The sequence below is a fragment of the Sphingopyxis sp. genome (assembly GCF_019459305.1).
GTDB lineage: Bacteria > Pseudomonadota > Alphaproteobacteria > Sphingomonadales > Sphingomonadaceae > Sphingopyxis.
The window spans coordinates 69,794-90,712 of the sequence record NZ_JAIBES010000129.1 but is presented as its reverse complement, the minus strand read 5'-3'; the positions used below and the strand labels follow the sequence as shown (position 1 = coordinate 90,712).

Below are 20,919 nucleotides of genomic sequence, written 5' to 3'. Positions count from 1 at the left end.
CGCCGGCAGCGAACGAAAAGGGGAAGCAATGGCCGCGTCATTTTCAGTGGACGAGCGACGCGAGCATTTTGCTTATTGCGTCCAATTGTTTGGCGGCACCACTGCATTCTCGCGGCGCCTTGGCATAGACGAGCGGGCCATTCGCCGTTTCATCAATGGCGAGCGGCCTCTTGGTGACGGGCTTTTGGAAGACACCGCAAAGGCACTGCGCCTGCTCATTGCGGAAGCAACCGCGGCCGAAGCACAGATCGCGGCCACATTGCGCTCTCCGCCGACCGATCCGTCTTAGCGGCTCGGCGACGGCGAATGTCCGCCGGCAAAGTTGCCTGCCTGACCCCCGCCTGGCTGCAACCGGCCAACATCAGCAGCGCAGATTTTGGGAGTGCTCTTTCCAATTACTCGCCAGCATGTTCCTCGATATGAAGCGCGCCAGCCGCATCCAGCGTCCTGGCCGCAAACCATGGTTTTATACGCCGGATCGCCTCTTCAACCAGATCGGTGGAGACGGCGAAGCTGAGGCGAATGAACCCGTGGCCGTCTACCGGATCGAAATCCAGCCCGGGAGCCACGGCCACACCCGTGTCGCGCAAAAGGGCCTCGCAGAAAGCTAGGCTGTCGTTTGTGAGATGTCCGACGTCCGCATAGATATAGAACGCCCCGTCGGGCGGCGCGATCCGTCGCAGGCCCATTTGGGGAAGGGCCTTGAGCAGCAATTCGCGGTTGCGCGCATAGGTTTTCAAATGGCCTTCCAGCTCTTCGCGGCAGTCGAACGCTATCAGCCCGGCATGTTGGGCGAGCGAGGGCGGCGTCAGAAACAGATTGCCCATGCGCGCGCGCGCGGCGTCGATCAGGGTTTCGGGGACGATGAGCCAGCCAAGGCGCCAACCCGCCATGCTGAAATATTTGGAGAAGCTGTTGACGACCAGCGCATTGGGCGCGTGCTGCAGCATGCTTTCCGCGGCACGCGTATAGCTGAGCCCGTGATATATCTCATCCGAAACGAGCGCGATGCCACGGCGCTTGCAGACGTCCGCCAACGCCTTGAGTTCTTCTGGCGGAATGATCGTTCCCGTGGGATTGGCCGGGCTGGCGATGATCAGCCCCTCGGGTGCGGGGTCCAGGCGTTCGACCGCTGCAGCCGTGATCTGGAACCGCTCGGCATCGCCGCAAGCGAGTTCGACCGGGACGAGATGAAGCGCCTTGAGGGTGTTGCGATAGGCCACATAACCCGGACGCGCGAGAGCGATCCGGGCGCCGGGTGAAAACAGACAGGAGAGCGCAAGGACGAACGCCGGCGAGGCACCGCAAGTGAGGATGACCCGTTCGGGATCAACCGCAACCCCATAGGTTTCGCCATAATAGGTCGCGATCCGCGCCTTGAGTCCCGGACTTTCCCAATAGCCCATGCCATCGGTATCGAGGATGCGGTGCGCGGCGTCGATCGCGGCGGCGGGCGCGCCGGTCGAAGGCTGACCGAACTCCATATGGATAACCGACCGACCCTCGGCCCGAAGCCGATGCGCGAGGCGGCTGATAGAGATGGCGTGAAAGGGATCTATTTTGACCGGCAAGGCAAAAATGCTCCGCTTGTTTAATTGGGAATCTAGCATGCGGGGCTTATTCAGCTACGCCATTGCGGATTCTATCGGGATCGTTTCGCGCTGTATGCGGGTCAGACGTTGGGGCACGGATGGCGCAATATGTTGCCGCTCCGTGATCCGGTCGGCTGTCCCTTGGCGAGCGCGACGACGCCGTTGACGATCACATCGCCGATGCCGTCGGGCGCCGCAGTCGGCGCATCAAACGTTGCATGGTCCTTGATGGACGCCAGGTCGAAGACCACGATATCGGCCCGCATGCCTGCGCGCAGCAATCCGCGGTCGGCGAGGCCGAGCCGCTGCGCCGGCCAGCCGGTCATCTTGCGGATCGCGTCGGGTAGCGTGAGCACCGGGCGCGCTTTAACATATTCGGCGATGATACGCGGGAATGTGCCGTAGGAGCGCGGGTGCGGCCGCCCTGCGGTTTGCGGATCTGCCATGCTGTCCGCTGCGGCGGCGTCGGTGCCGACGCTCACCCAGGGCTGTTGCATCGCAAGGTCGATATCCTTCTCATCCATCATGAAATAGAGCGCCGACGCGCGCGCGGGAAGCGCGGCGAGCCAGATGTCCCAGGCGGCGTCGGCGGGATCCTTGTCCAGAGCCTTGCCAATGTCAGCGAAATTCTGGCCGTGGAAGCGCTTATATAGATCGCTATGCGCGTTCCCGAGCACGACGTTCTTCCATCCCCCCGAGGCGTGGACAAGGTTCGACCAGTCGGCCTGCGGTCCGGCCGCGAGCTCCTGCTTGAGTTGTTCGCGCACTGCGGGGTCGCGAAGCGCCGCGTGCGCGGCTTCGCGGCCCTTGGCGAAGACGTGCGTCGGGATGGTCACATCGAGCCCGGTGCCCCCGGCGCGATAGGGGTAGATGTTCGCGCCGATGTCGAGGCCGCGCGTCCGCGCCGCCTCGATCCGGGCGATCGCCTGCGGCATAAGCTTGCCCCAGAGCGGCGCGTAGGCCGCCTTGATGTGAAAGATCTCGACCTTGGCGCCGCTGCGTTCGCCGATCTCGACGGCCTCGTCGATCGCGGCGAGAAGCTTGTCGCTCTCGTCGCGCATATGGGTCGCATAGACGCCGCCGCACTTGCCGGGGATCGCCGCCAGTCGTGCCAGATCGCTCGTAGCCTGAAAACTCGCTGGCGAATAAATGAGCGCCGACGAAATGCCGAAAGCGCCCGCGTTCATCGCGGCGCGCACCTCTTCCTCCATCGCGCTGAGCTGCGCTTCGTTCGGCGCACCCGCGCTGTCGCCCATAACCTTTACCCGCGCCTGGACCGCGCCATAATAGGTACCGAAATTGACAGCGATGCCCTGCTTTTCAAGCGTCGCGAAATATCCCGCCAGTTCGCCCGCAGGCACAGCCGTGCCGCCTTCGCCCGCGATCAGCGTAGTCACACCCATGTTGAGCTTGTTCACCGCCGATCCGTCGCGCAGCAAGGTTCGCCCGGACTGGTCGAGCATGTCGATGAAGCCCGGCGAGACATAGCGCCCGCGCGCATCAATCTCCTGCTTGCCTTCGCCAGCGATCACGCCGACCTGCGCGATGCGGCCGTCCTTGATCGCGACATCGGCGGTGATCCAGGGATTGCCCGCACCGTCGAGCACGCGCCCGCCGCGAATGACGATGTCATACGCTGCTGGCGGCGGCGCGGCCGCGCCCCCCAGCAGCAATGCGGAAAAGGCAAGTGCGAACGGCCGGGTCATGTAGAAATCTCCCTAATCTTCAGTTCTCGACGTACAAATATTGGGTCTGCTGGCCGTCGTTGATTGCGAGCGTGCGCTTGCCGTCCTTCGTGCCGACCAGTGCATCGACGCCGATGCTGCCGGGACCGACCGAGACAATCGAGACGCTGCCGTCGGCATTCTTGCGGGTAGCAAGCGGTCCCTCGACGAAGCCGGCCTTGATCCATTTCTGGCCGTTCTTCTCGGTGATCGTAATCTGGCCCACCGTCGGATCGCGGTAATGACCAGCCAGGCCCGCCAGTACGGCAGCGTCGCCAGGAAAGGTCAGCCGCTCGCGCTTCGCCTTGGCCTGCGCCGCGATCCGCGTCGCGGCCGCGGTGACGTCGCGCGCGGCCTCGGGCTGGCCGTCGTAGAGTATTTCGAGCAGGCGGCGGAGCGTCGGCGCCAGCATCGACGCGCCCGGATCGCTGTTGACCAGGATAACGAGGCCGACGCCAGACTCGGGAAGTGCAAACCAGTTGCTGTGATAGCCGACCAGCGTGCCGCCGTGGGTGACGACCTGCACGCCCGAGGCGTCGCGCTGGAACAGCCCCATGCCGTACCAGCTGTCGGGTCCGACCTGGACACCCTTTTCGCGACGCGCGAGCAAATTGGCCTCGCTTACCACGCGCTTGCCGTCGAGCATGCCTTTGCCGAGTTCGAGCTGGACGTACCGGACCATGTCGGCAGTAGTCGAGAAGGCGGCGCCCGCGGGCCGATAGGGGTAAGGCGACCAGTTGAAGTCGTTCGACATCAACGTCACCTTGCCGTCGATGTCGAGGCCGTGCGGTGCCGCCCAGTTGCCGGCCATGCCCTCGGCATAGTCAAAGGTGCTGTCCTTCATGCCGAGCGGCCCGAAGACCTTTTCTTCCATTGCCCGGTCATAGGCGGCGCCAAACTCCATCTTTGGATAGAGGATATGCCCGCCGACATAACCCGCCGCCGAGGCGAGCTGGTTGTTATACTGGAACAGGTCACCGAACTTGCTGGTCGGCATCGTGTCAGCCAGCTGCTTGAAGGTGTCCGCTGCGGGCTGGCCCTTGTCGGCGAGGATGAAGCCGAAGTCTTTGCGCGGCAGGCCGGTGCAGGCGCAGATCAGATGCCTGACCTCGACCGACTTGGTGACTTCGTCGTTGCCGAGGCGGAATTCGGGGTAGAGATCGACGACCTTATCGTCCCAGCGCAGCTTGCCCTCGTCGGCTAGCGTCGAGAGGAGGAGGGTGGTCATCCCCTTGGTGTTCGACGCGATCATGAACTTGGTGTGCTCGTCGACCTTTTCGGGCGAGCCGAGTGCGCGGACGCCGAAGCCGCCTTGCCATAGCACCTTGCCGTCATCGATCAGCGCGAAGCCGACGCCGGGGACTTCGAGTTCCTGACGGCTCTGCTCGATAAAGTCAGTGAGCAGCTTGATGCGCTCGGGAGTGAGTTCGTGCGCGGTCTTGCCGGCAAAGCTTTCCTTCTGGAAACCCGCCGGACGTAGGCTCTGAGCGACCACCGACATGGCGGCCGAGCGTTTGGCAGCGGTACCCGCCGAGCCATCGATGACCAGGACCGTCCAGGCAGAGCCCTTGCGCAGCGCCGTCGCCGAGCGCGCGGCGCGCTCGGTCGGCAGGGTGTCGTAAGCGAAGCCGACTCGTTCGTCCCAGCCGTCTGCTGGGGGCGCGGCGGTGCTGGTGCGCAGCGTCGGTGCCGCGCCGGGGCGGATGACGGCCCAGGCCTTTGCCGCCGCGTCCGCGGCGTCGGTGGCGGCGCCGATTTCGGCGACCATGATGCGAAGATCACCCTCGGGTGAGGTAAAGATGAGCGCGGAGCCCTGCCTAGACGCGGTCCAGTCCTTGGGCTGGACATATTGTACGCCGCTGGTGAGCTGGCCGGGGGTATCGGCGGCCACGGTTTGCGCGAGGGCCGCGACGGGGGCGCAGGAAAGCGCAAGGGCGATCAAGAGCTTCATAGTGGCTTCTCCTCAAGGCTGAACGAAATGGTAAAGGACATGCGGCTGCGATGTGAACGACAGGCGCCAACGCCCTTCGGCACCGTGGAACAGCAATTGCTCATATGGACCGCCCGCCCGCGCGCCAGTTACCTGCTCGAACCGCATCGGCCCGACGCGTTCCCAATAGGTCGTCTTGCCCTCGTTGGTTATCGTGACCGCATTCGCGCCTGCCGCAGCGATCTTCAGGTCTCGTTCGGGGTTGGCCGGGCGCGTATAGTCGCGGCGGTTGCCGCGATAGGCGCCGAGCGGCAATGTTTCGTCGGCGGGGGCGGCAATGCGCGGAGCGGGCGTGACCGGGAACAACCGGCCGATCAGCGCTTCAGTCAGCTCGGTGCGCCCGCCATAGCTGCCCTGGCCGCCGGTTTCAGAGATGAAAAAGCCCAGTCCGGCCTCGGGCGCCAGGATCATATTCGAATGGAAATCGCCGGTGTTGCCGCCATGACCGACCATGCGCGGGCCTTTTTCGCGAACGACAAAAAATCCGTGCGCCATGCCCGGCATGCCGGGGGCGTTGGCGACCGAATCGGTCATCAGCAATTTGACCGATGCGGGCTTCAGGATGCGCGCCTTGCCCAGCGCGCCGCCGTTCATCATTGCGATCATGAAGCGCGCCATGTCGGACCCGCTGCTCGTTCCCGATCCCGCCGGCATTACAGGGCTGAACAGCTCGAATGGATCGGCGACCAGCCGTCCGTCCTTGAACTGATAACCGGTTGCCATCCGCGGCGCGAGCGCGGCGGGCAGCGGTTCGCGAAACGTCGTGGAATTCATGCCAAGCGGCGCGAAGATATGCTTTTCGACATAGTCGGGAAAAGCCTCTCCCGACATGCGCTCGACGATATAGCCTGCGAGCACCGAGCCGTAATTCGAGTAAGACGTCTCGGTCCCCGCCGGCCAATGGCGCGTCGGTATATGCGTCTTCATCCATTCGACATAGGGGGTGATCTTGTCGGGCGTGGGGGCGGTCAGCCCGCCGACGTCGCTCATCCCGGGGGTGTGCGACAACAGGTCGCGCACGCGGATCGGCTCGCCTTCGAATTCGGGGATCTTGAAATCCAGATAGCGGTTCACATCGGCGTCGAGATCGACGCGACCTGCCTCGACCTGTTGCAGCAAGGCTGTCCAGGTGAACATTTTGGAGACCGATCCCGGCCGGAACAGCGTCTGCCCTCCGTCCACTGCAATCCCCTTGTCGACATCGGCAAATCCGTAACCGCGCGAGAAAAGAACTTTATCGCGGTAAACGACGGTGACGACGGCGCCGGCGACTTCGCGAGTCGCGATCTGTTGCGCCATCACGCCATCGACGAAATCGGCAAGTCCTCCGATCCGGTCCTGCGGAATGCTGTAGGCGGATTCCGCGGCGGCCTGCGCCGTGGCGGCGGACGTCAGGGCGATCGAGCCGAGCAGCGCGGCGGCAAGGGCGGTACGGCGCAGGGCCGGAAAACGGGTCATGCAAGTCTCCGTAAAATCGTTGAATGGCGCGCGGGTCATGCGAGGCAGCTTTCGACAAGCGCGTCGAAGGCAGCACCACCACGCATCGGGTCCGCCACGGGCAGCCCGAGCCGACGGCTTTCGGTAGCCATGAGCGCGGCTGCCTCGGCCGCCCCCATCGCCGACGTGTTGAACGAAAAGCCGCCGCAACGGATCGCGGAATTGGTCCGGCGACCGAGCACCAGGGTGAGTTCGACAATCTCTTCAATGCTCGTCAGTTCATAGCCGGCGGTGCCAATCATCTCGGTCCGGCCGGGTTCATGGCAGACGACGAAGACGTCGGGCTGGCTGCCGTGGAGCAGACCCAGCGACACGCCGGCGTAAGCGGGGTGGGTGATCGCGCCTTGCCCCTCGATCACGTCCCAATGGCCGGTCGCCGCATCGGGTGACAAGATCTCTGCCGCGCCGGCCTCGAAGTCGGAGATGACTGCGTCCATGGGGATGCCGCCGCCCGCGATCATGATGCCGGTTTGCCCCGTCGCGCGGAAATCGACATCGAGGCCGCGCCGCGCAAAGGCACCGGCGAGCGCCAGAGCCGTGTATTTTTTGCCGAGCGCGCAATCGGTACCGACCGTGAGCAGCCGCTTCCCGCTGCGCTTGCGCCCATTGGCGATCGGGATTTGTGCGGGCGGCACCCGCACGTCGATGAGCTGGCGGCCGAGTCGCTGCGCGGCAGTGGCCAGTTCCGGGATGTCGGAAAGTCGCATATGCATGCCGGCGATCAGATCGAGGCCAGCCTCCAGCGCTTCGACCAGCGAAGCGCGCCAGCTTGCCGGAATGACGCCGCCCGGATTGGCGACGCCGATCAGCAGGGCGCGCGCGCCGCGCGATTGCGCTTCCGCCGCGGTCATTTCGTCCAGACCGGTGGTGACCGTGGCGCCATCGAGCCGGATTTCGCCGACACATTTTTCGGCCGCCCAGTCGCGCAGCCCGAACGCGGTCTTGGCATAGCCCGCGATCGTCACGTCGCCCAGAAAAAGGACATAGGGTTGCGGCAGCAATAAAGTGCCCACCATGCGTTCCGCTGGCGCGTTCATCAGCCGCCCCATGTCGCGGTCAGCAGCCGCTGGAAGTTGCCGCCGAGCACAGCGCGGATATTGGCGTCGGAATAGCCGCGGCGGATCAGTTCTTCGGTCAGATCGAACATCTTGAGCGGATGATCGAAGCCGTCGATGTCGATTTTTTCGCGAAACGCATAGCTGTCCTTGTAGGCGCCGCGCAGCATCTTGTTCATCTCGGGCGAAGTGTCGTCATAGCCATAGAGGTCGGCATCGGTCCCGATGCCGACATGGTCGATACCGACCAACTTGACGACATGATCGATATGGTCGGCGTAATTCACGATCGTCGTCGGGTCAGTCTTGCTCACGAAATTGCGAACACCGGTGATTCCCATCACCCCGCCCTTCGCCGCCATCGCCTCGATCGCTGCGTCGGTTTTGACGCGCGGGTGATCGATCAGGGCACGGCAGTTGCTGTGCGTGATCGAAATGGGTTTTTTAGAAATTTCGATCGCATCGAGCGTCGTGCGGTCGCCGCTGTGCGAGACATCGACCAGCATGCCGACCGCATTCATCGCCTCAATGATCGACACGCCGAAATCGCTAACCCCGCCGTCGACCCGGTCGGTCGATCCCGACCCGATACGGTTCTGCGAATTATAGGTGACCTGCGCACAGCGCTGCCCCAGCTCGTAAAAGCTTTTCACATCGGCGGGACGCAGGAAATGATCGGCATTCTGCAGCCCCATGATCACCGCGACCTTGCCATTCTTTTTGGCGTCGAGGATGTCGGCAAACGTATCGACACCGGTCAGCACGTCGCTGTTGCGCGCGACATAATTGCCCCAGATGGCGAAGAAGCTGAGCGCCTGTTCTTTCGCTGTCGGGCCGCCGATGCCGACGGCATGGTGGATTGCACTGAGGCCGCTAGCGCGAAAATCGGCGGCCATCTGCTCGCTCATCGGCTTGGCGTAAAAGGACGGATCAAAATCGATCTTGATCGGCGCGAGCATGTCGACGACCACCGAGCTTTTGACGAGTTCGACCGCGCGCTTTGAATAGGTTTTGCCGCTGAAGGGGCTGACCTGGAAGGCGGCCCGCGCGATATGGGGGGCGGCGAGCGCCGTACCAGCGACGACGCATAGCGCCCGGCGACGAGACAATTGCATGGAAGCTCCCCCTGAGGTGTTTTCAAATTAGGATCATATAATCCTAATCAGAAACATCAAGCGGTTTGATTCACCTCACCACCGGTAACTCGACATAGGACAGGTGTCCCGGCCCGTGGTGGACGATGTTGTCGGCGCTCTGCCCCTTGCTCTCGGTCTCGTTGGCGCCGCCGGTGTTGAGGTTGCGCACGAACTTGGGAAAGTTCGACGATGTCACTTCGATGCGGATGCGATGTCCCTTGCCGAAGCGGATGCTGGTCGCGATCGGCGACGGTTTGATCGTGTAAACCTGGCCCGGCTGCATCATCGCCGGTTTGTCGAAACTGTTCCGGTAGCGCGCCCGAAAGATCGTATCCCCGATGATCCAGGCGGTACCATCTGGCGCGACATCGACCAGCTTGACCGCGAAATCGGTGTCGGGGGCGCTGGAGGAAACCTGAAGCACCGCATCGACAAAGCCGCTGACCTCGACCGCATTTTCCAGCGGTTCGCTCGAATAGACGAGCACATCGTTGCGCGCCTCCACGCCGCGCTGATCGAACGCGCCGGGAATCACGATGCCGCCGTTGCAGCAATCGCCGCCGCCGACCGTGGGCACGGGGTTCATCGGATCGTATCGGAAACGATCGGCGGTCCCGGTGGTCGGCGCTTCCGCAACCAATTTGCCGCCGCCATAGAGGCTGTTCGCATCGCCGTTACTGCTGAGGTAGAAGCGGAGCGGGCGGACATTTTTTGGCGGCCAGCTCTCGCTGTTCTTCCACTGGTTTGCGCCCATCGCGAAATAGCGAACATGCGGCGTTGAATCGGGAAACGCCATTTTGTTTCCCTTCAGCCAGCGATCGAACCAGCCGAAGACCGCGCCGTCGACGTCGAAGCTGGTGTCGCCCATCGAACGCTCGCCGACGACTGTGTCCTTGCCCAGCCGGGCATAGCCGCAGTGGGTAACGGGCGCGATGACGACATATTGATTGGCGGCCGCCTCCGCATCCTCGGTGCTTGCGCGCGCGTGATTGAACAGCTCGAGATTAGGGCCGATCGACACGTCATACCAGCTGTTGAACCACAGCGCGGGGACGCCCCAGCCCATGTCATCGTGATAAAGTCCGCCTTCGCGCCATGCCGGATTGGCGGGCGTGCGGGCGATCAGGGTGTCGAACGTCTGCGGCGGTTCACCCAGGCTGGAAAGCAGGTTCGCAATGGGCAGCGATTTGATGTGCTTGGCCCAATCGACCGAGGGCTTGGTCGCGGCGAGGTCATTGTTGAGCGTCGCCCGTGCGCGCGTTACCTCATCGATGTCGGCGGGAAGCTGGGCGCGGACCGGATTGTCGACGCCATAGAGCCAGACGAAGAACAGGCTGCGCGGTACGCCGCCGGTGTACCAATTTCCCTGTTCCTGAAACCGCCCGACCTTGCCGATCCCGGCGCCCGCCGCCATCGGCACCATCGCCGCATGCGAGGGATGGTTCTGCGCGGCGAGTGCGAGTTGCCATTCGGCCGAGGACGAGCAGCCGAGCGTGCCGATCTTGCCGTTTGACCAGTCCTGTGCCGCGATCCAGCTCAGCGTATCGTAACCGTCGGTCTGGGGCTTGCCGAGAATCTCGTATTTGCCTTCGGAGAAATACCGCCCGCGTTCGTTCTGGACGATGAAGATATAGCCGCGCCGCACCGCCTCAATCGCATAGCGCTGCGTCGATCCGCGCAGCTTGTGCTCGTTGTAAGGCGTCTTCCACAGGATCACGGGCAAGCGACCGGAAGCGTTCTTGGGCGTGTAGATGTTGGTCGATAGCCGAACCCCGTCGCGCATCGGCACCATTACCGCGATCCGCGGATCAGCGGTTGTGGTGAGCTCGCTCTCCAAGGCCTGCGGGGTATATTTCGACAGATCCTGCGCGGATGCCGGCTGCGCCACGGCAGCGGCGAGACACAAGATCAGCGGCGAGCCCAAGCGCGACATCAGCAACTCCGTCATCCCGGTTTTCGGGTCCGATTCGACACCGAGGGCATTAAAGACCGCAACAAACGCACCTTGTCAATTATGGGCCTATTTTCTCGCTTAAGAAATATGTTGTCCTGAATAGGACATTATGGCAGTTTCTTGAAACAGACACAGGGTCGGCTGCCAACGAGCGGCCCAGCACAAGGGGCGGATGAGATGCGTAAAGATAGTGACAAGGCCGGTTTCCGGTTCGCTCGGAGTAGCAGCAGCGCGGCGCTCGCCATCGGTTTGATGCTCGCAATGCCGGCAGCGGCGCAGACGGCGTCCGAGACGGCGGCTTCGGCAGACGAAGAGATCCTTGTTACAGGATCGCGCATCGCACGTGCCGGGTTCGATCAGCCGACGCCCACCACGGTGATCGGCGATGAGGACTTGCGCCTGGGCGCGCGTCCGAACATCCAGCAGGTTCTGAACGACCTTCCCCAAATCCGCCCCACGACCACGCCGAGCGTATCGAACGGCAATACGTCGACCGGTACCGCGCCCGTCGATATGCGCGGCCTGGGTTCCAACCGCACGCTGGTGCTGCTCGACGGCCGCCGCTTCGTGGGCGAGGGCAATCTGAATTTCATTCCGACAAACCTGGTCGAGCGCGTCGAGGTCGTGACTGGCGGTGCTTCGGCGGCCTGGGGTTCGGGCGCGGTCGCGGGCGTCGTCAACATCATTCTCGACAAGGATTATGACGGTCTGTCGATTGGCGGAAATGTCGGCATATCGTCGCGTGGCGACGGGTTCCGCTATGGCTTTGATGCAAAATTCGGCACCAGCTTTGCCGACGGACGCGGTCAATTCATAATCGGCGGGGAATTTGTCAAAGACGCCGGCGTGATCGACCGGAGTACCCGGCCCAACCTCAACAGCCCCGATTTCATTCCGTCGGGCACGGGCTCGGAATTGGTGAACGACGTGAACTTCGGGAACGTCACGCTGGGCGGTCTGATCACCAGCGGCGTTCTGGCCGGACAGACCTTCAATCCCGATGGGACGCTGCGCGCTTTCCGCCGCGGCACCAGCGTCGGTGCAGGTGCCTTCCCGCTGCGGATGGTCGGCGGCGAGGACGGCATCAATCTATACGACACTATCCCCGCCTCCTCGCCTTTCGAACGGCTGAGCACCTATGCCCGGCTAAGCTATGAAGTGGGCGATGCGACCTTCTGGGTCGATGGCAGCTATGCCCGCGCGCTGTCGAACGCCCCGTTCTTCGGCGACTATACGGTCGGTGGCGCGCTCGGTCTGCCCTATTTGACGATCCAGGCGAACAACCCCTATTTGTCCACCGCGATCCGCGATCAACTCGCCGCCGCGGGCGAGACCAGCTTCACCTTCGGACGCTATTTCAACGACATTCTGCAATTGCAGTTCCGCGGCCTGCGCGTGAGCAAGGAAGCCGCAATTGGCGTCGACGGGACGTTCGGCAACGGCTTCCGTTACAAAGCGTGGTACAGCCATGGCGAGGTCGACAGCGAACAGGCCATGGGCAACTCGCGCCTGGTCCGGCAGTTCAATAATTCGGTCAATGCGGTGTCGAGCGGCGGGCAAATTGTCTGCGGCATCAATATCGACGCCAATCCGGCGAACGACGATGCCGCGTGCCGGCCGCTCAATCCCTTTGGGGCATTGAACGCGTCGCCCGAAGCGCGCGCCTATTTCACGGGAACGCAGCAGGCCTTCGGGACGACCAAGCTCGATTCTGCCGGGGCCGAAATTCAGGGCGATCTCTTTTCCTTGTGGGCTGGCCCGGTGACCTTGGCGCTTGGTGCAGAGGCGCGCTGGGAAGAACAGATCTCATCGCGCGACGACTTCACGGTGGCGAACGCCGGCAACTTCGGCATTCTCGTCTTTTCGACGCCGACGTCAGGAGGGTTCAACGTGAAGGAAGCGTTCGGCGAACTCCTGCTGCCGCTGCTCAAACTTGAAAATGCGGTCGAAATCGACCTCAGCGGCGCGGCGCGCTATTCCGACTACAGCACCAGCGGCGGCATCTGGACATGGAAAGCTGGCGGCACCGCGCGCTTGTTCAACGATCTGCTGCTGCGCGCAACGCGTTCGCGGGATATTCGTTCGCCAAGCGTCGGCGAGCTTTTCGCGGTCCGCTCGATCAACATCGGGCCGCTCAACGATCAGGACAGGGCTGGCCGTGCCGCAGCCAACCCGGCCTATAATCCGACGCCGTCCACCGTGACGACCTTCACCGGCGGCAACCCCGATCTGGTGCCCGAAGTGAGCTATACAACATCAATCGGCGCGACCTATTCGCCGTCTTATCTGCGCGGTTTCAGCGCCTCGGTCGACTATTACAAGATCAAGATCGACGGTGCGATCACGGCGCTGAACGGCTCGAACCTGACGCTCGCTTGTGTGCGTGGCAGTGCCGCAGCGTGCGATCGGATCACACGCGATGCGACGGGAACGGTCGTGCAGGTCGCCGCCAACCAGCAGAATATTGCGAGCTTCGAGACCAGTGGGTTCGATATGGAGGCATCTTATGTCACCAGCCTGTCGAATGTCGGTGCCGGCCTGCCAGGCAGCATCCGCATTCGTGCGCTGGCGACCTACGTTGACAAACTGGTGTTCGATACCGGCCTCAGCCGCGTCGAAACGGCGGGCGACGTCGGAGACTCGGTCCTGCGCGCCACGCCCAAATGGCGCGGAACGCTCAGCGCAACTTATGAGGATGCCAACCTCGGCTTCGACATCCGTGCCCGCTATATCGACGGCGGCAATTTTGACCGGACGCGCACGACCCTGATCAACAACAAGATCGCTTCGCGGACCTATGTGGATCTTGGGGCACGCTTCAAGATCGACGATCGCTTCATGCTGTTCGGCAACGTCAACAATGTTTTCGACCGCAAACCGCCGCTCATCACCGTCAACAGCACGTTGTACGATGTCGTTGGAACATATCTTACCGTTGGTGCGCGGGTCAATTTCTAGCTTCGTCGGCAACTATCCGGTTCAATCCCAATTGCCTCGCAGAAGGTAGGGGAAGCGGGTAGCGAGTAGCGTCCCTGCTAGTCGTTCACCGCTTCCCTGCGGGGGTCGTGTCCCATTTGATGGTGTAGGTTCGCCGGCGCAGCCTTAGCGATCTCCGGCCAAGCCGGCTTGATCATGCTGCCATGGCGGGCAACGTGAAGATGCCATTATCGCTTAATCCCGAGATGCTCTCAAGGGTCATGTTGCGGCAACGCTGGACCGCCCATTCATCATTTTGTTCCAGCAGGATGGCGCCGACGAGTCGCGTAATCGCCGCCTCATTGGGGAAGATGCCGACGACGTCGGTGCGCCCATCGATCTCGCCATTGAGTCGCTCGATTGGGTTGTTTGAATGCAACTTGGTGCGGTGCTTTCTGCTGCCTAGGCAGACATGATGGGCAAGACTTCGTTATTGCCTTGATCTGGCGCGTCATCCTTCCAGCGAACCGATCCGAATGGTCGTTCCAGCATCCGGCGGACGCGCATTGGTTCGGCGCTTTGGTGAAAAGCTTCCGCTTCCGTTTGCAGCGCCAGTTCGGCAACCGTATATCGGCTGCGATGACGAAGATAGTCGAGCCACGTTGGGCAGTGGAACCTTTCGGTCCACAACTCCGGATCGACAATGTCACGCGCGATTGACCAACTATAGGCGCCATTGCGATTCCGGGTACGTCCGACCTTCTGCATGGCACCATAGAAATCGCGCGCTTCGCTCGTGGCAACGCGATATTCGATTTCGACGACGATGGGACCGCTGCGGGCAGTCAGTGCAAGCTTGGCATCAGGCGCGGCTTGCTCGACACCATCCTGACCGCTCTGTTCGCCGGGCGGCATACGGAGCCATAGGGCGAGCAGGGGGCTGGCCGCCATTGTGCCGGCGGACATAAGTAGCGCCGTCGCGACATCATGGTCCTGTGCAATATGCCCCCAAAACCAGCTGCCGATGGCCACTCCGCCAGCAATGGCCGCCTGAAAACCGGCGAGAGCCCGTCCCGCGACCCAGCGTGGCGCCGCCAACTGAACGCCGATATTGAATAAGGTTATGCTGACCATCCATGCGGCGCCAGTAGCGAGCAGGGCAACTGCCGTCAGGACGATCGATCCGCTCAGAGCGACGATCGCAATGCCCACCGCCATGATAACAGCTGAAAAACTGACGGCCGCCTCGCCCGACACGCGATGACGAATCGCTCCAATAGTAAGAGCGCCCGCAACGGCGCCGACGCCAAATGCTCCCAAGATCAAGCCGTAGGTTTGCGCACCGCCGCCAAGGTTATCGCGCGCTATAATCGGCATCAGCGCCGATATGGATCCGCCTGCTACGCCGGTGAAAAACGTCCGCCATAAAACTGTACGGATCGACGGTGAATGGAGGATGTAACGTAAACCCGATGCCATGGCTCGATCGATGCGCTCGGCGGGAAGCCGCGGCGGAACGTGGTTGCGGCGCCAAAGCAGGAGGACAATCAGCAGCGGGACGTACAGGAATGCATTTGCGGCAAAGGCGGCAACTGCACCGGCAGTCGCGACAATCACCCCGCCTATCGCCGGACCAAAGCTGCGCGCGATATTGTAACTGATCGAGTTCAGCGCGACGGCCTGCGGAAGCGTGTGAGCGGGAACCTGCTCGGAGACGGAGGCTTGCCAAGCCGGTCCGAATAGAGCCATGCCGGTGCCGATCGCAAAACACGAGGCCAAAAGAAGCCAGGGTGTCAGCATGTCGATGGCGGTGAGTGCGGTGAGCCCAGCGGCAGCGAGAAGGGAGATCGAAAGCGCGATCAATCCAACTTTGCGGCGATCGTACATATCGGCGATTGCGCCCGCCATGATCGACAGGAGCAAGATCGGCAGCATCAAGGCAGTCTGAACCAGCGCCACCATATCGGCAGCAGATGTCAGTTCGGTCATTGCCCAAGCCGCGCCTACGCCCTGAATAAGCAGGCCGAGGTTGGAGAGAAGACTTGCGAGCCAGATGCGGCGAAACAGCGGCGTTCGGAGTGGCTCGCCGATCGAGACCGCCCGCGCCGTTTCGGTTTTGCGTGCGAGGGTTGGGTCAGTCACAATCGCCTCCCGACGTCCGTTTCGCCGGCCGGTCAAGCGGCGTGATATTCGCCAAGAGCATCCTCGAAATCGTCGAGCGTGCACGGATTGTCCCGAGGAGGTTCGCCGGGTGCGATATGAAACACGGCGTGGATCCGGCGCCTTGGGATATCGTCAAATTCGCGTTGATCGGACACCGGGGCGCACTTCCCGATGGCGAGTTCAGAGCAGATCGCCTCTTTGATGTGATCCAGGCCATCGGCACTCAATACGCCCACGTTCAACAAATCCTCGCAAAAAAGCTGAATCGATCTGACAGCGGTCGCATGTACGCCCACGCCGACGAAGTTCAGCGTTCGGCGACGCTCGCGCGCCGCGGCATCCCATCTTGGCGATACTCAACGACATCCTCCGATTTCACGGCCCGCTTCCAGTATCAACGGACGGCGACTAGATGCGCTCGATCACGATGGCGGGCGCCATTCCTCCGGCGGCGCACATTGTCACCAGACCGTAGCGACCGCCCGAACGCTCAAGTTCGTCGAGCGCGGTGCCGATCAGGATCGAGCCGGTGGCGCCGATCGGATGGCCGAGCGCCATCGCACCGCCGTTGATATTCACCTTCTCTCGATCGAGATCGAGATCGCGAATGAATTTCTCGGCGACGACCGAGAAGGCCTCGTTGATTTCCCAGACGTCGATATCGTCCTTGGTCAGACCGGCCTTTTCGAGCACCTTCTTCGCTGCGGGCACCGGGGCGTTCAGCATCAGTGTCGGATCATCGCCGATATTGGCATAGGCGACAATACGGGCGCGCGGTTTCAGGCCGTTTTTGTCCGCATAATCTTTTGATGTGATCAGCAAGGCTGCCGCACCATCGACAACGCCCGAGCTGTTGCCCGCGTGATGGACACCCTCCCATTCTAGGTCGGGATAGACGCGCTGAATCTGCTTGGCGAAAGTGACGCCGCCGCCCAGGTCGAAATCCTTGAGCGCCCCGAAACTGGCCTTGAGCCCGGCGAGGCCTTCGGCGGTCGTCTCTGGCCGGGGGAATTCCTCATGGTCGAGCGCGACGCTGCCGTCTTCGTTGTACACCGGCACCACCGATCTGGCGAAGCGGCCTTCCTTGATCGCCCGGTCGGCGCGCTGCTGGCTGACGAGCGCGAGCGCGTCGACTGCTTCGCGGCTGATTCCTTCGCGGGCAGCGATCGCGTCGCCGCAAACGCCCTGGTGCGATTGTGGATGGATGGCGTCGAGTGCGGGATTGCCCGCGCCCATGCCCAACGGCTTGATCCCGGCATTGGCCTCGTCGGCGGCCAGTTGCGCGGTATAGCTCATCATCTCGGTGCCTCCCGCGATGACGCAGTCTTCCATTCCGCTCATCACCGCCGCTGCGGCAAGGTTTACCGATGTGATGCCGCCGCCGCAAAAGCGATCGAGCGTCACGCCCGATACCTTGACGTCATAGCCCGCCGACAGCGCTGCCATGCGGCCGAGGTCGGTACCCTGTTTGCCGCGCTGCGTCGAGGTGGACCATATGACGTCGTCAACCGTTGCAGTGTCGAGCTTGTTGCGCTCCTTGATCGCCTTCAGAACGGTTGCGGCCAAATGCTGCGGGTGCAAATGCGAGAGCGCTCCCTTGCCGGGCTTTCCTATGCCGCGCGGCGTACGGACAGCGTCGATGATATAGGCTTCGGTCATAGTGTGGCTTCCTTGTGATCAGGCAGGTATCTGGTTGAATGGGACGCCTTTGTCGGGGCGGTGGTCCTGGGGCAGCCCAAGGACTTTCTCGGCGATGGTGTTGAGAAGCATCTCATCGGCCCCCCCGGCGATGCGGCCCGTCGGCGCGTTGATCCAGCTCGACGTCCAATTGTCTTTTTGCGACGCATGGTCGTCAAATGCGAAGCCGTCGCTACCCTGAAGATCGATCGCAAGCTCCGAGAGTTTCTGGCGCGAACGCACGGAAATCAGCTTGTTGAGCGAGCCTTCGGGGCCGGGGGTCATTCCCGCCTGCATCATCGCCATCGCGCGTGCGGTGATTGCGTTAAGCCCGGCCCGCATCGCATGGTTGCGCGCAATCTGCTGCCGGATGCGGCCATCTTCAATCGCCGGCCGACCCTGAATCAGGGTGGATTTAGCCAGCTCGACGAACAGATCGAGTGGGGGGCCAAAGCCGCCGCTGTCGGTGGCGACATAACGTTCAATCATCAGCGTCGCCATCGCGACCGCAAAACCGCCCCCGACGGGCGACATACGATGGTCGTCAGACACTTTTACGTCGTCGAAGAACACCTCGTTGACGTGGCTGTCGCCCCCAGCAAGCTTGATCGGTCGCACGGTGACGCCCTCCGCTTTCATGTCGACCCAAAAATACGTCAGCCCCTTGTGCTTCGGCACATTGGGGTCGGTGCGGACGACAATGACGCCATAATCCGAATATTGCGCCCAGCTGGTCCAGACTTTTTGCCCGTTGATCTTCCACCCGTTTCCGTCGGGCTCGGCCTTGGTGCGCAGGCCCGCAAGATCGGACCCGCCCGCCGGCTCGGAAAACAGCTGGCACCAGATTTCCTCGCCGCGCAGTGCTTTCAGCACGCGCTCCTTCACGAAAATCTTGTCTTCGCCAAACTGCATCAGGATGGGGACAGGCATTCCCAGCGAAATGCCGAAATAGGCGTTGGGAAAGCCGTGCTTCATTTCCTCGCTGTCGAAGGTCACCTTTTCGAGATGCCCGAGCCCCTGGCCGCCATATTCGACCGGCCAGTTGATACCGGCGTAACCCGCTTCGAATTTTACCGCCTGATAACGGCGGGCGAGCGCAATGTCGTCGGCTTCGGACAGGCTCTTGCGCGCGGCTTTCCCGAACGTCGGCACCATCGATTCGAGCCAGATCGCGGCCTTGGCGCGATAGGCTTCCAGGTCGCTCATGCGATTTCTCCCAACAGGTGGTCGACCAGAACATCTTCCCAGAACAGGCTGTTGCCCTGTTCGATCGCCAGGCTGCGCGCGCGGCGCATATGGAGGTGAAGGCCTGCTTCCCACGTCACCCCGATGCCGCCGTGGATCTGGATGGCATCGCGCGCCGCCGTGTCATAAGCCTCGGTCGCCGAAAGGCGCGCTGCGGCGGCAGCCGTGATGAAATCGGCGGCGCCGTCGCGTGACGCGGCATGGATGCAGTTTGCGCGCGCAAGTTCGACGAAGCCGTAGAGTTCGGCGATGCGGTGCTTGACCGACTGAAAGGCGCCGATGACCTGGCCAAAGGCGCGGCGCGTCAGGGCATAGTCGCGCGCAGCTTCCATCATTGCCTCGGCGCCGCCGGTTTGCTCGTGCGCGGTGATGACCGCCTGCAGCGCCAGAATATGGAGCGCGGCGTCGCGCGCTGGCGTGCCCGATGCCAACAATTCGGCAGGAGCGTTCGCAAAGGTCAGATTAGCATAGCAGCGGCTGTTGTCGAAACTCTGAACCGCCGTGCTCTGCACATTGCCGAGTTCGGCGACGGCAAGAACCGCCACGCCGGAGCCGTTCGCAAGCACAATAGCGATATCGGCCGCCAGCCCCCCGGTAACGCCGGTCATGGTCCCGTCAATCCGATCGTCGGTAAAGGTCAGCTGCGATCGGGTCGGGAGGGCGTCGGGCCCTTCGGCGAACGCAACCGTCCCGATGATCTCGCCGCTCGCAAGGCCGGGCAGCCACCGGGCCTTTTGCCTATTTGATCCATAAAGCTCGATCGCCTTGGCAGCGCCAAAGCTTGATATCAGGAAGGGTGCCCCGCTTACGGTGCGCCCGGCCTGATGGGCGATCAGCCCGAGTTCGACGAGGCCGAGCGCCAGCCCGCCATATTCCTCGGGCAGCGCGAGCGCGGTCCACCCCTGTTCCTTTGCCGTGTCCCAGAAACCGGAATGATACTGGCCGGTCGTCTCCAGCAGCGGTAACAGCGCGTCCTTGCTCATCCGCGCTTCGAGTATGCGGCGCGACTCGGTCGCGATCGCCTGTTGCCCTTCGTCATATAAAATCGACATAGGATTTCGGTTCCTTGCCCGAAAAGAGGGCGGTTCTGGCTGGGTGAGGTGCCGCGTCTAGCGGACCGTGAACTTCTTCGCCTTGTCAGCCATCAGCGCCGTGCGGTTCACCTGCGGGACGCCGACCGGATTGCCGATCTGGCAGTATTTGAGGCCCTGTTGCAGCGCCACGCTGCGCGGTAAGTCGAGCGACTCCCAGATCGCCTTTACCGATCCGGCGGTTGCGGCGGGCGGTTTCGCGGCGATGGCTGTCGCCAATTCGTGCGCGCGCGGCCACAGATCGTTGAGCGTGGTAATTTCGCTCACCAGCCCGATACGCAGCGCAGTGCCGGCGCCGATGCGTTCATCATTGCCGAGCAGCACCATGCGCAGCACGTCATGCAGCGGCATATGATAGGTCATACCGATCGGTTCGAGCGCGCTCGTCATCCCATATGTTACATGGGGATCGAAGAAGGTCGCCTCTTCGGAGCAGATGATTATGTCGCTCTCGTTGAGCCAATAAAAGGCGCCACCAGCCGCCATGCCGTGCACCGCGGCGATGATCGGCTTCCAGCAATTCATCGATTTGGGGCCGAGATAATTGCCCGGATCCTCGCAATGCCAGATATTCGCGAGATCGACGACGGTGCCGCCCGGTTTTTGCGATTCCTTGACGTCGACCCCCGTGCACCAAGCTTTGCCCGGCGTCGCGCGCAGCACGCAGCAGTGGATATCGTCCTCGCGGCCAATCCACTTCCACAGATGTTCGAATTCGTCCATCATCTGCTTGGTGAAACTGTTCATCGCATCGGGCCGGTTGAGCGTGATCGTCGCGATGTGATCGGCGACATCGACCAGGATCGTTTCATAATGCATCGAAGACCCATCCTCTCACGGTCGTTCTCATGGTTGACCTAGTTATACAACTCGCTATGA

The 20,919-nt window shown here is 62.4% G+C and carries 15 protein-coding genes and 1 pseudogene; 2 read left to right on the top strand and 14 right to left on the bottom strand.

Annotated elements, in window-relative coordinates:
* A partial coding sequence (locus K0M74_RS15370) for a hypothetical protein (protein WP_293968595.1) occupies positions 1-289 on the top strand: 289 nt, incomplete at its 5' end.
* Between the two features lie 106 nt (positions 290-395).
* On the opposite strand, the gene K0M74_RS15365 is transcribed toward K0M74_RS15370, so the two are convergent.
* The 7 genes from K0M74_RS15365 to K0M74_RS15335 all read right to left on the bottom strand — a co-directional run bounded on the left by K0M74_RS15365 (position 396) and on the right by K0M74_RS15335 (position 10,927).
* Positions 396-1,571 carry an aminotransferase class I/II-fold pyridoxal phosphate-dependent enzyme gene (locus K0M74_RS15365; RefSeq protein WP_293974336.1) on the bottom strand — a complete coding sequence of 392 codons (1,176 nt, stop codon included), beginning with the start codon at positions 1,569-1,571 and terminating at the stop codon, positions 396-398.
* 101 nt (positions 1,572-1,672) lie between these two features.
* Positions 1,673-3,298, bottom strand: a complete 1,626-nt coding sequence (locus K0M74_RS15360; protein WP_293974333.1) for an amidohydrolase family protein — start codon at positions 3,296-3,298, stop codon at positions 1,673-1,675.
* Between the two features lie 19 nt (positions 3,299-3,317).
* The gene (locus K0M74_RS15355) at positions 3,318-5,267 is read right to left on the bottom strand and encodes a serine hydrolase (RefSeq protein WP_293974330.1); all 1,950 of its coding nucleotides are present in this window, start codon (positions 5,265-5,267) and stop codon (positions 3,318-3,320) included.
* A 12-nt stretch (positions 5,268-5,279) separates the two neighbouring features.
* Positions 5,280-6,764: a serine hydrolase gene (locus K0M74_RS15350; RefSeq protein WP_293974327.1), complete on the bottom strand. Its 1,485-nt coding sequence runs from the start codon at positions 6,762-6,764 to the stop codon at positions 5,280-5,282.
* A 35-nt stretch (positions 6,765-6,799) separates the two neighbouring features.
* Positions 6,800-7,840 carry a DUF1611 domain-containing protein gene (locus K0M74_RS15345; RefSeq protein WP_293974324.1) on the bottom strand — a complete coding sequence of 347 codons (1,041 nt, stop codon included), beginning with the start codon at positions 7,838-7,840 and terminating at the stop codon, positions 6,800-6,802.
* The gene (locus K0M74_RS15340; protein WP_293974321.1) at positions 7,840-8,973 is read right to left on the bottom strand and encodes a membrane dipeptidase; all 1,134 of its coding nucleotides are present in this window, start codon (positions 8,971-8,973) and stop codon (positions 7,840-7,842) included. The genes K0M74_RS15345 and K0M74_RS15340 overlap by 1 nt, the downstream gene beginning before the upstream one ends.
* A 70-nt stretch (positions 8,974-9,043) precedes the next feature.
* Positions 9,044-10,927: a CocE/NonD family hydrolase gene (locus K0M74_RS15335; RefSeq protein WP_293974318.1), complete on the bottom strand. Its 1,884-nt coding sequence runs from the start codon at positions 10,925-10,927 to the stop codon at positions 9,044-9,046.
* Positions 10,928-11,125: 198 nt separating this feature from the next.
* On the opposite strand from K0M74_RS15335, the gene K0M74_RS15330 reads away from it, so the two are divergent.
* Entirely contained in the window at positions 11,126-13,906 is a 2,781-nt protein-coding gene (locus K0M74_RS15330; protein WP_293974315.1) for a TonB-dependent siderophore receptor, read from the top strand.
* A 172-nt stretch (positions 13,907-14,078) separates the two neighbouring features.
* On the opposite strand, the pseudogene K0M74_RS15325 reads toward K0M74_RS15330, so the two are convergent.
* The 7 genes and pseudogenes from K0M74_RS15325 to K0M74_RS15295 form a co-directional block, all read right to left on the bottom strand.
* A pseudogene (locus K0M74_RS15325) lies at positions 14,079-14,321 on the bottom strand (transposase); the annotation flags it as partial.
* Positions 14,322-14,326: 5 nt separating this feature from the next.
* Positions 14,327-16,006 carry an MFS transporter gene (locus K0M74_RS15320; protein WP_293974311.1) on the bottom strand — a complete coding sequence of 560 codons (1,680 nt, stop codon included), beginning with the start codon at positions 16,004-16,006 and terminating at the stop codon, positions 14,327-14,329.
* 32 nt (positions 16,007-16,038) lie between these two features.
* A complete protein-coding gene (locus K0M74_RS15315) occupies positions 16,039-16,254 on the bottom strand; it encodes a hypothetical protein (protein WP_293974308.1) in 216 nt (71 codons plus the stop codon).
* Positions 16,255-16,435: 181 nt separating this feature from the next.
* Complete coding sequence (locus tag K0M74_RS15310; RefSeq protein ID WP_293974305.1) at positions 16,436-17,686, bottom strand: acetyl-CoA C-acetyltransferase; 1,251 nt, start codon at positions 17,684-17,686, stop codon at positions 16,436-16,438.
* Between the two features lie 18 nt (positions 17,687-17,704).
* Complete coding sequence (locus K0M74_RS15305; protein ID WP_293974302.1) at positions 17,705-18,910, bottom strand: acyl-CoA dehydrogenase family protein; 1,206 nt, start codon at positions 18,908-18,910, stop codon at positions 17,705-17,707.
* Entirely contained in the window at positions 18,907-20,001 is a 1,095-nt protein-coding gene (locus K0M74_RS15300; protein WP_293974299.1) for an acyl-CoA dehydrogenase family protein, read from the bottom strand. Before K0M74_RS15300 ends, K0M74_RS15305 begins: the two co-directional genes overlap by 4 nt.
* Before the next feature lie 57 nt (positions 20,002-20,058).
* On the bottom strand, positions 20,059-20,859 hold the full coding sequence (locus K0M74_RS15295) for an enoyl-CoA hydratase/isomerase family protein (protein ID WP_293974296.1): 801 nt from the start codon (positions 20,857-20,859) through the stop codon (positions 20,059-20,061).
* Positions 20,860-20,919: the final 60 nt, after the last annotated feature.

Bases quoted from the DNA above. Each gene is read 5' to 3' on its own strand.
- K0M74_RS15360 (WP_293974333.1), bottom strand. From the start codon at position 3,298: ATGACCCGGCCGTTCGCACTTGCCTTTTCCGCATTGCTGCTGGGGGGC.
- K0M74_RS15355 (WP_293974330.1), bottom strand. From the start codon at position 5,267: ATGAAGCTCTTGATCGCCCTTGCGCTTTCCTGCGCCCCCGTCGCGGCC.
- K0M74_RS15350 (WP_293974327.1), bottom strand. From the start codon at position 6,764: ATGACCCGTTTTCCGGCCCTGCGCCGTACCGCCCTTGCCGCCGCGCTG.
- K0M74_RS15345 (WP_293974324.1), bottom strand. From the start codon at position 7,840: ATGAACGCGCCAGCGGAACGCATGGTGGGCACTTTATTGCTGCCGCAA.
- K0M74_RS15340 (WP_293974321.1), bottom strand. From the start codon at position 8,973: ATGCAATTGTCTCGTCGCCGGGCGCTATGCGTCGTCGCTGGTACGGCG.
- K0M74_RS15335 (WP_293974318.1), bottom strand. From the start codon at position 10,927: ATGTCGCGCTTGGGCTCGCCGCTGATCTTGTGTCTCGCCGCTGCCGTG.
- K0M74_RS15330 (WP_293974315.1), top strand. From the start codon at position 11,126: ATGCGTAAAGATAGTGACAAGGCCGGTTTCCGGTTCGCTCGGAGTAGC.
- K0M74_RS15310 (WP_293974305.1), bottom strand. From the start codon at position 17,686: ATGACCGAAGCCTATATCATCGACGCTGTCCGTACGCCGCGCGGCATA.
- K0M74_RS15305 (WP_293974302.1), bottom strand. From the start codon at position 18,910: ATGAGCGACCTGGAAGCCTATCGCGCCAAGGCCGCGATCTGGCTCGAA.
- K0M74_RS15300 (WP_293974299.1), bottom strand. From the start codon at position 20,001: ATGTCGATTTTATATGACGAAGGGCAACAGGCGATCGCGACCGAGTCG.
- K0M74_RS15295 (WP_293974296.1), bottom strand. From the start codon at position 20,859: ATGCATTATGAAACGATCCTGGTCGATGTCGCCGATCACATCGCGACG.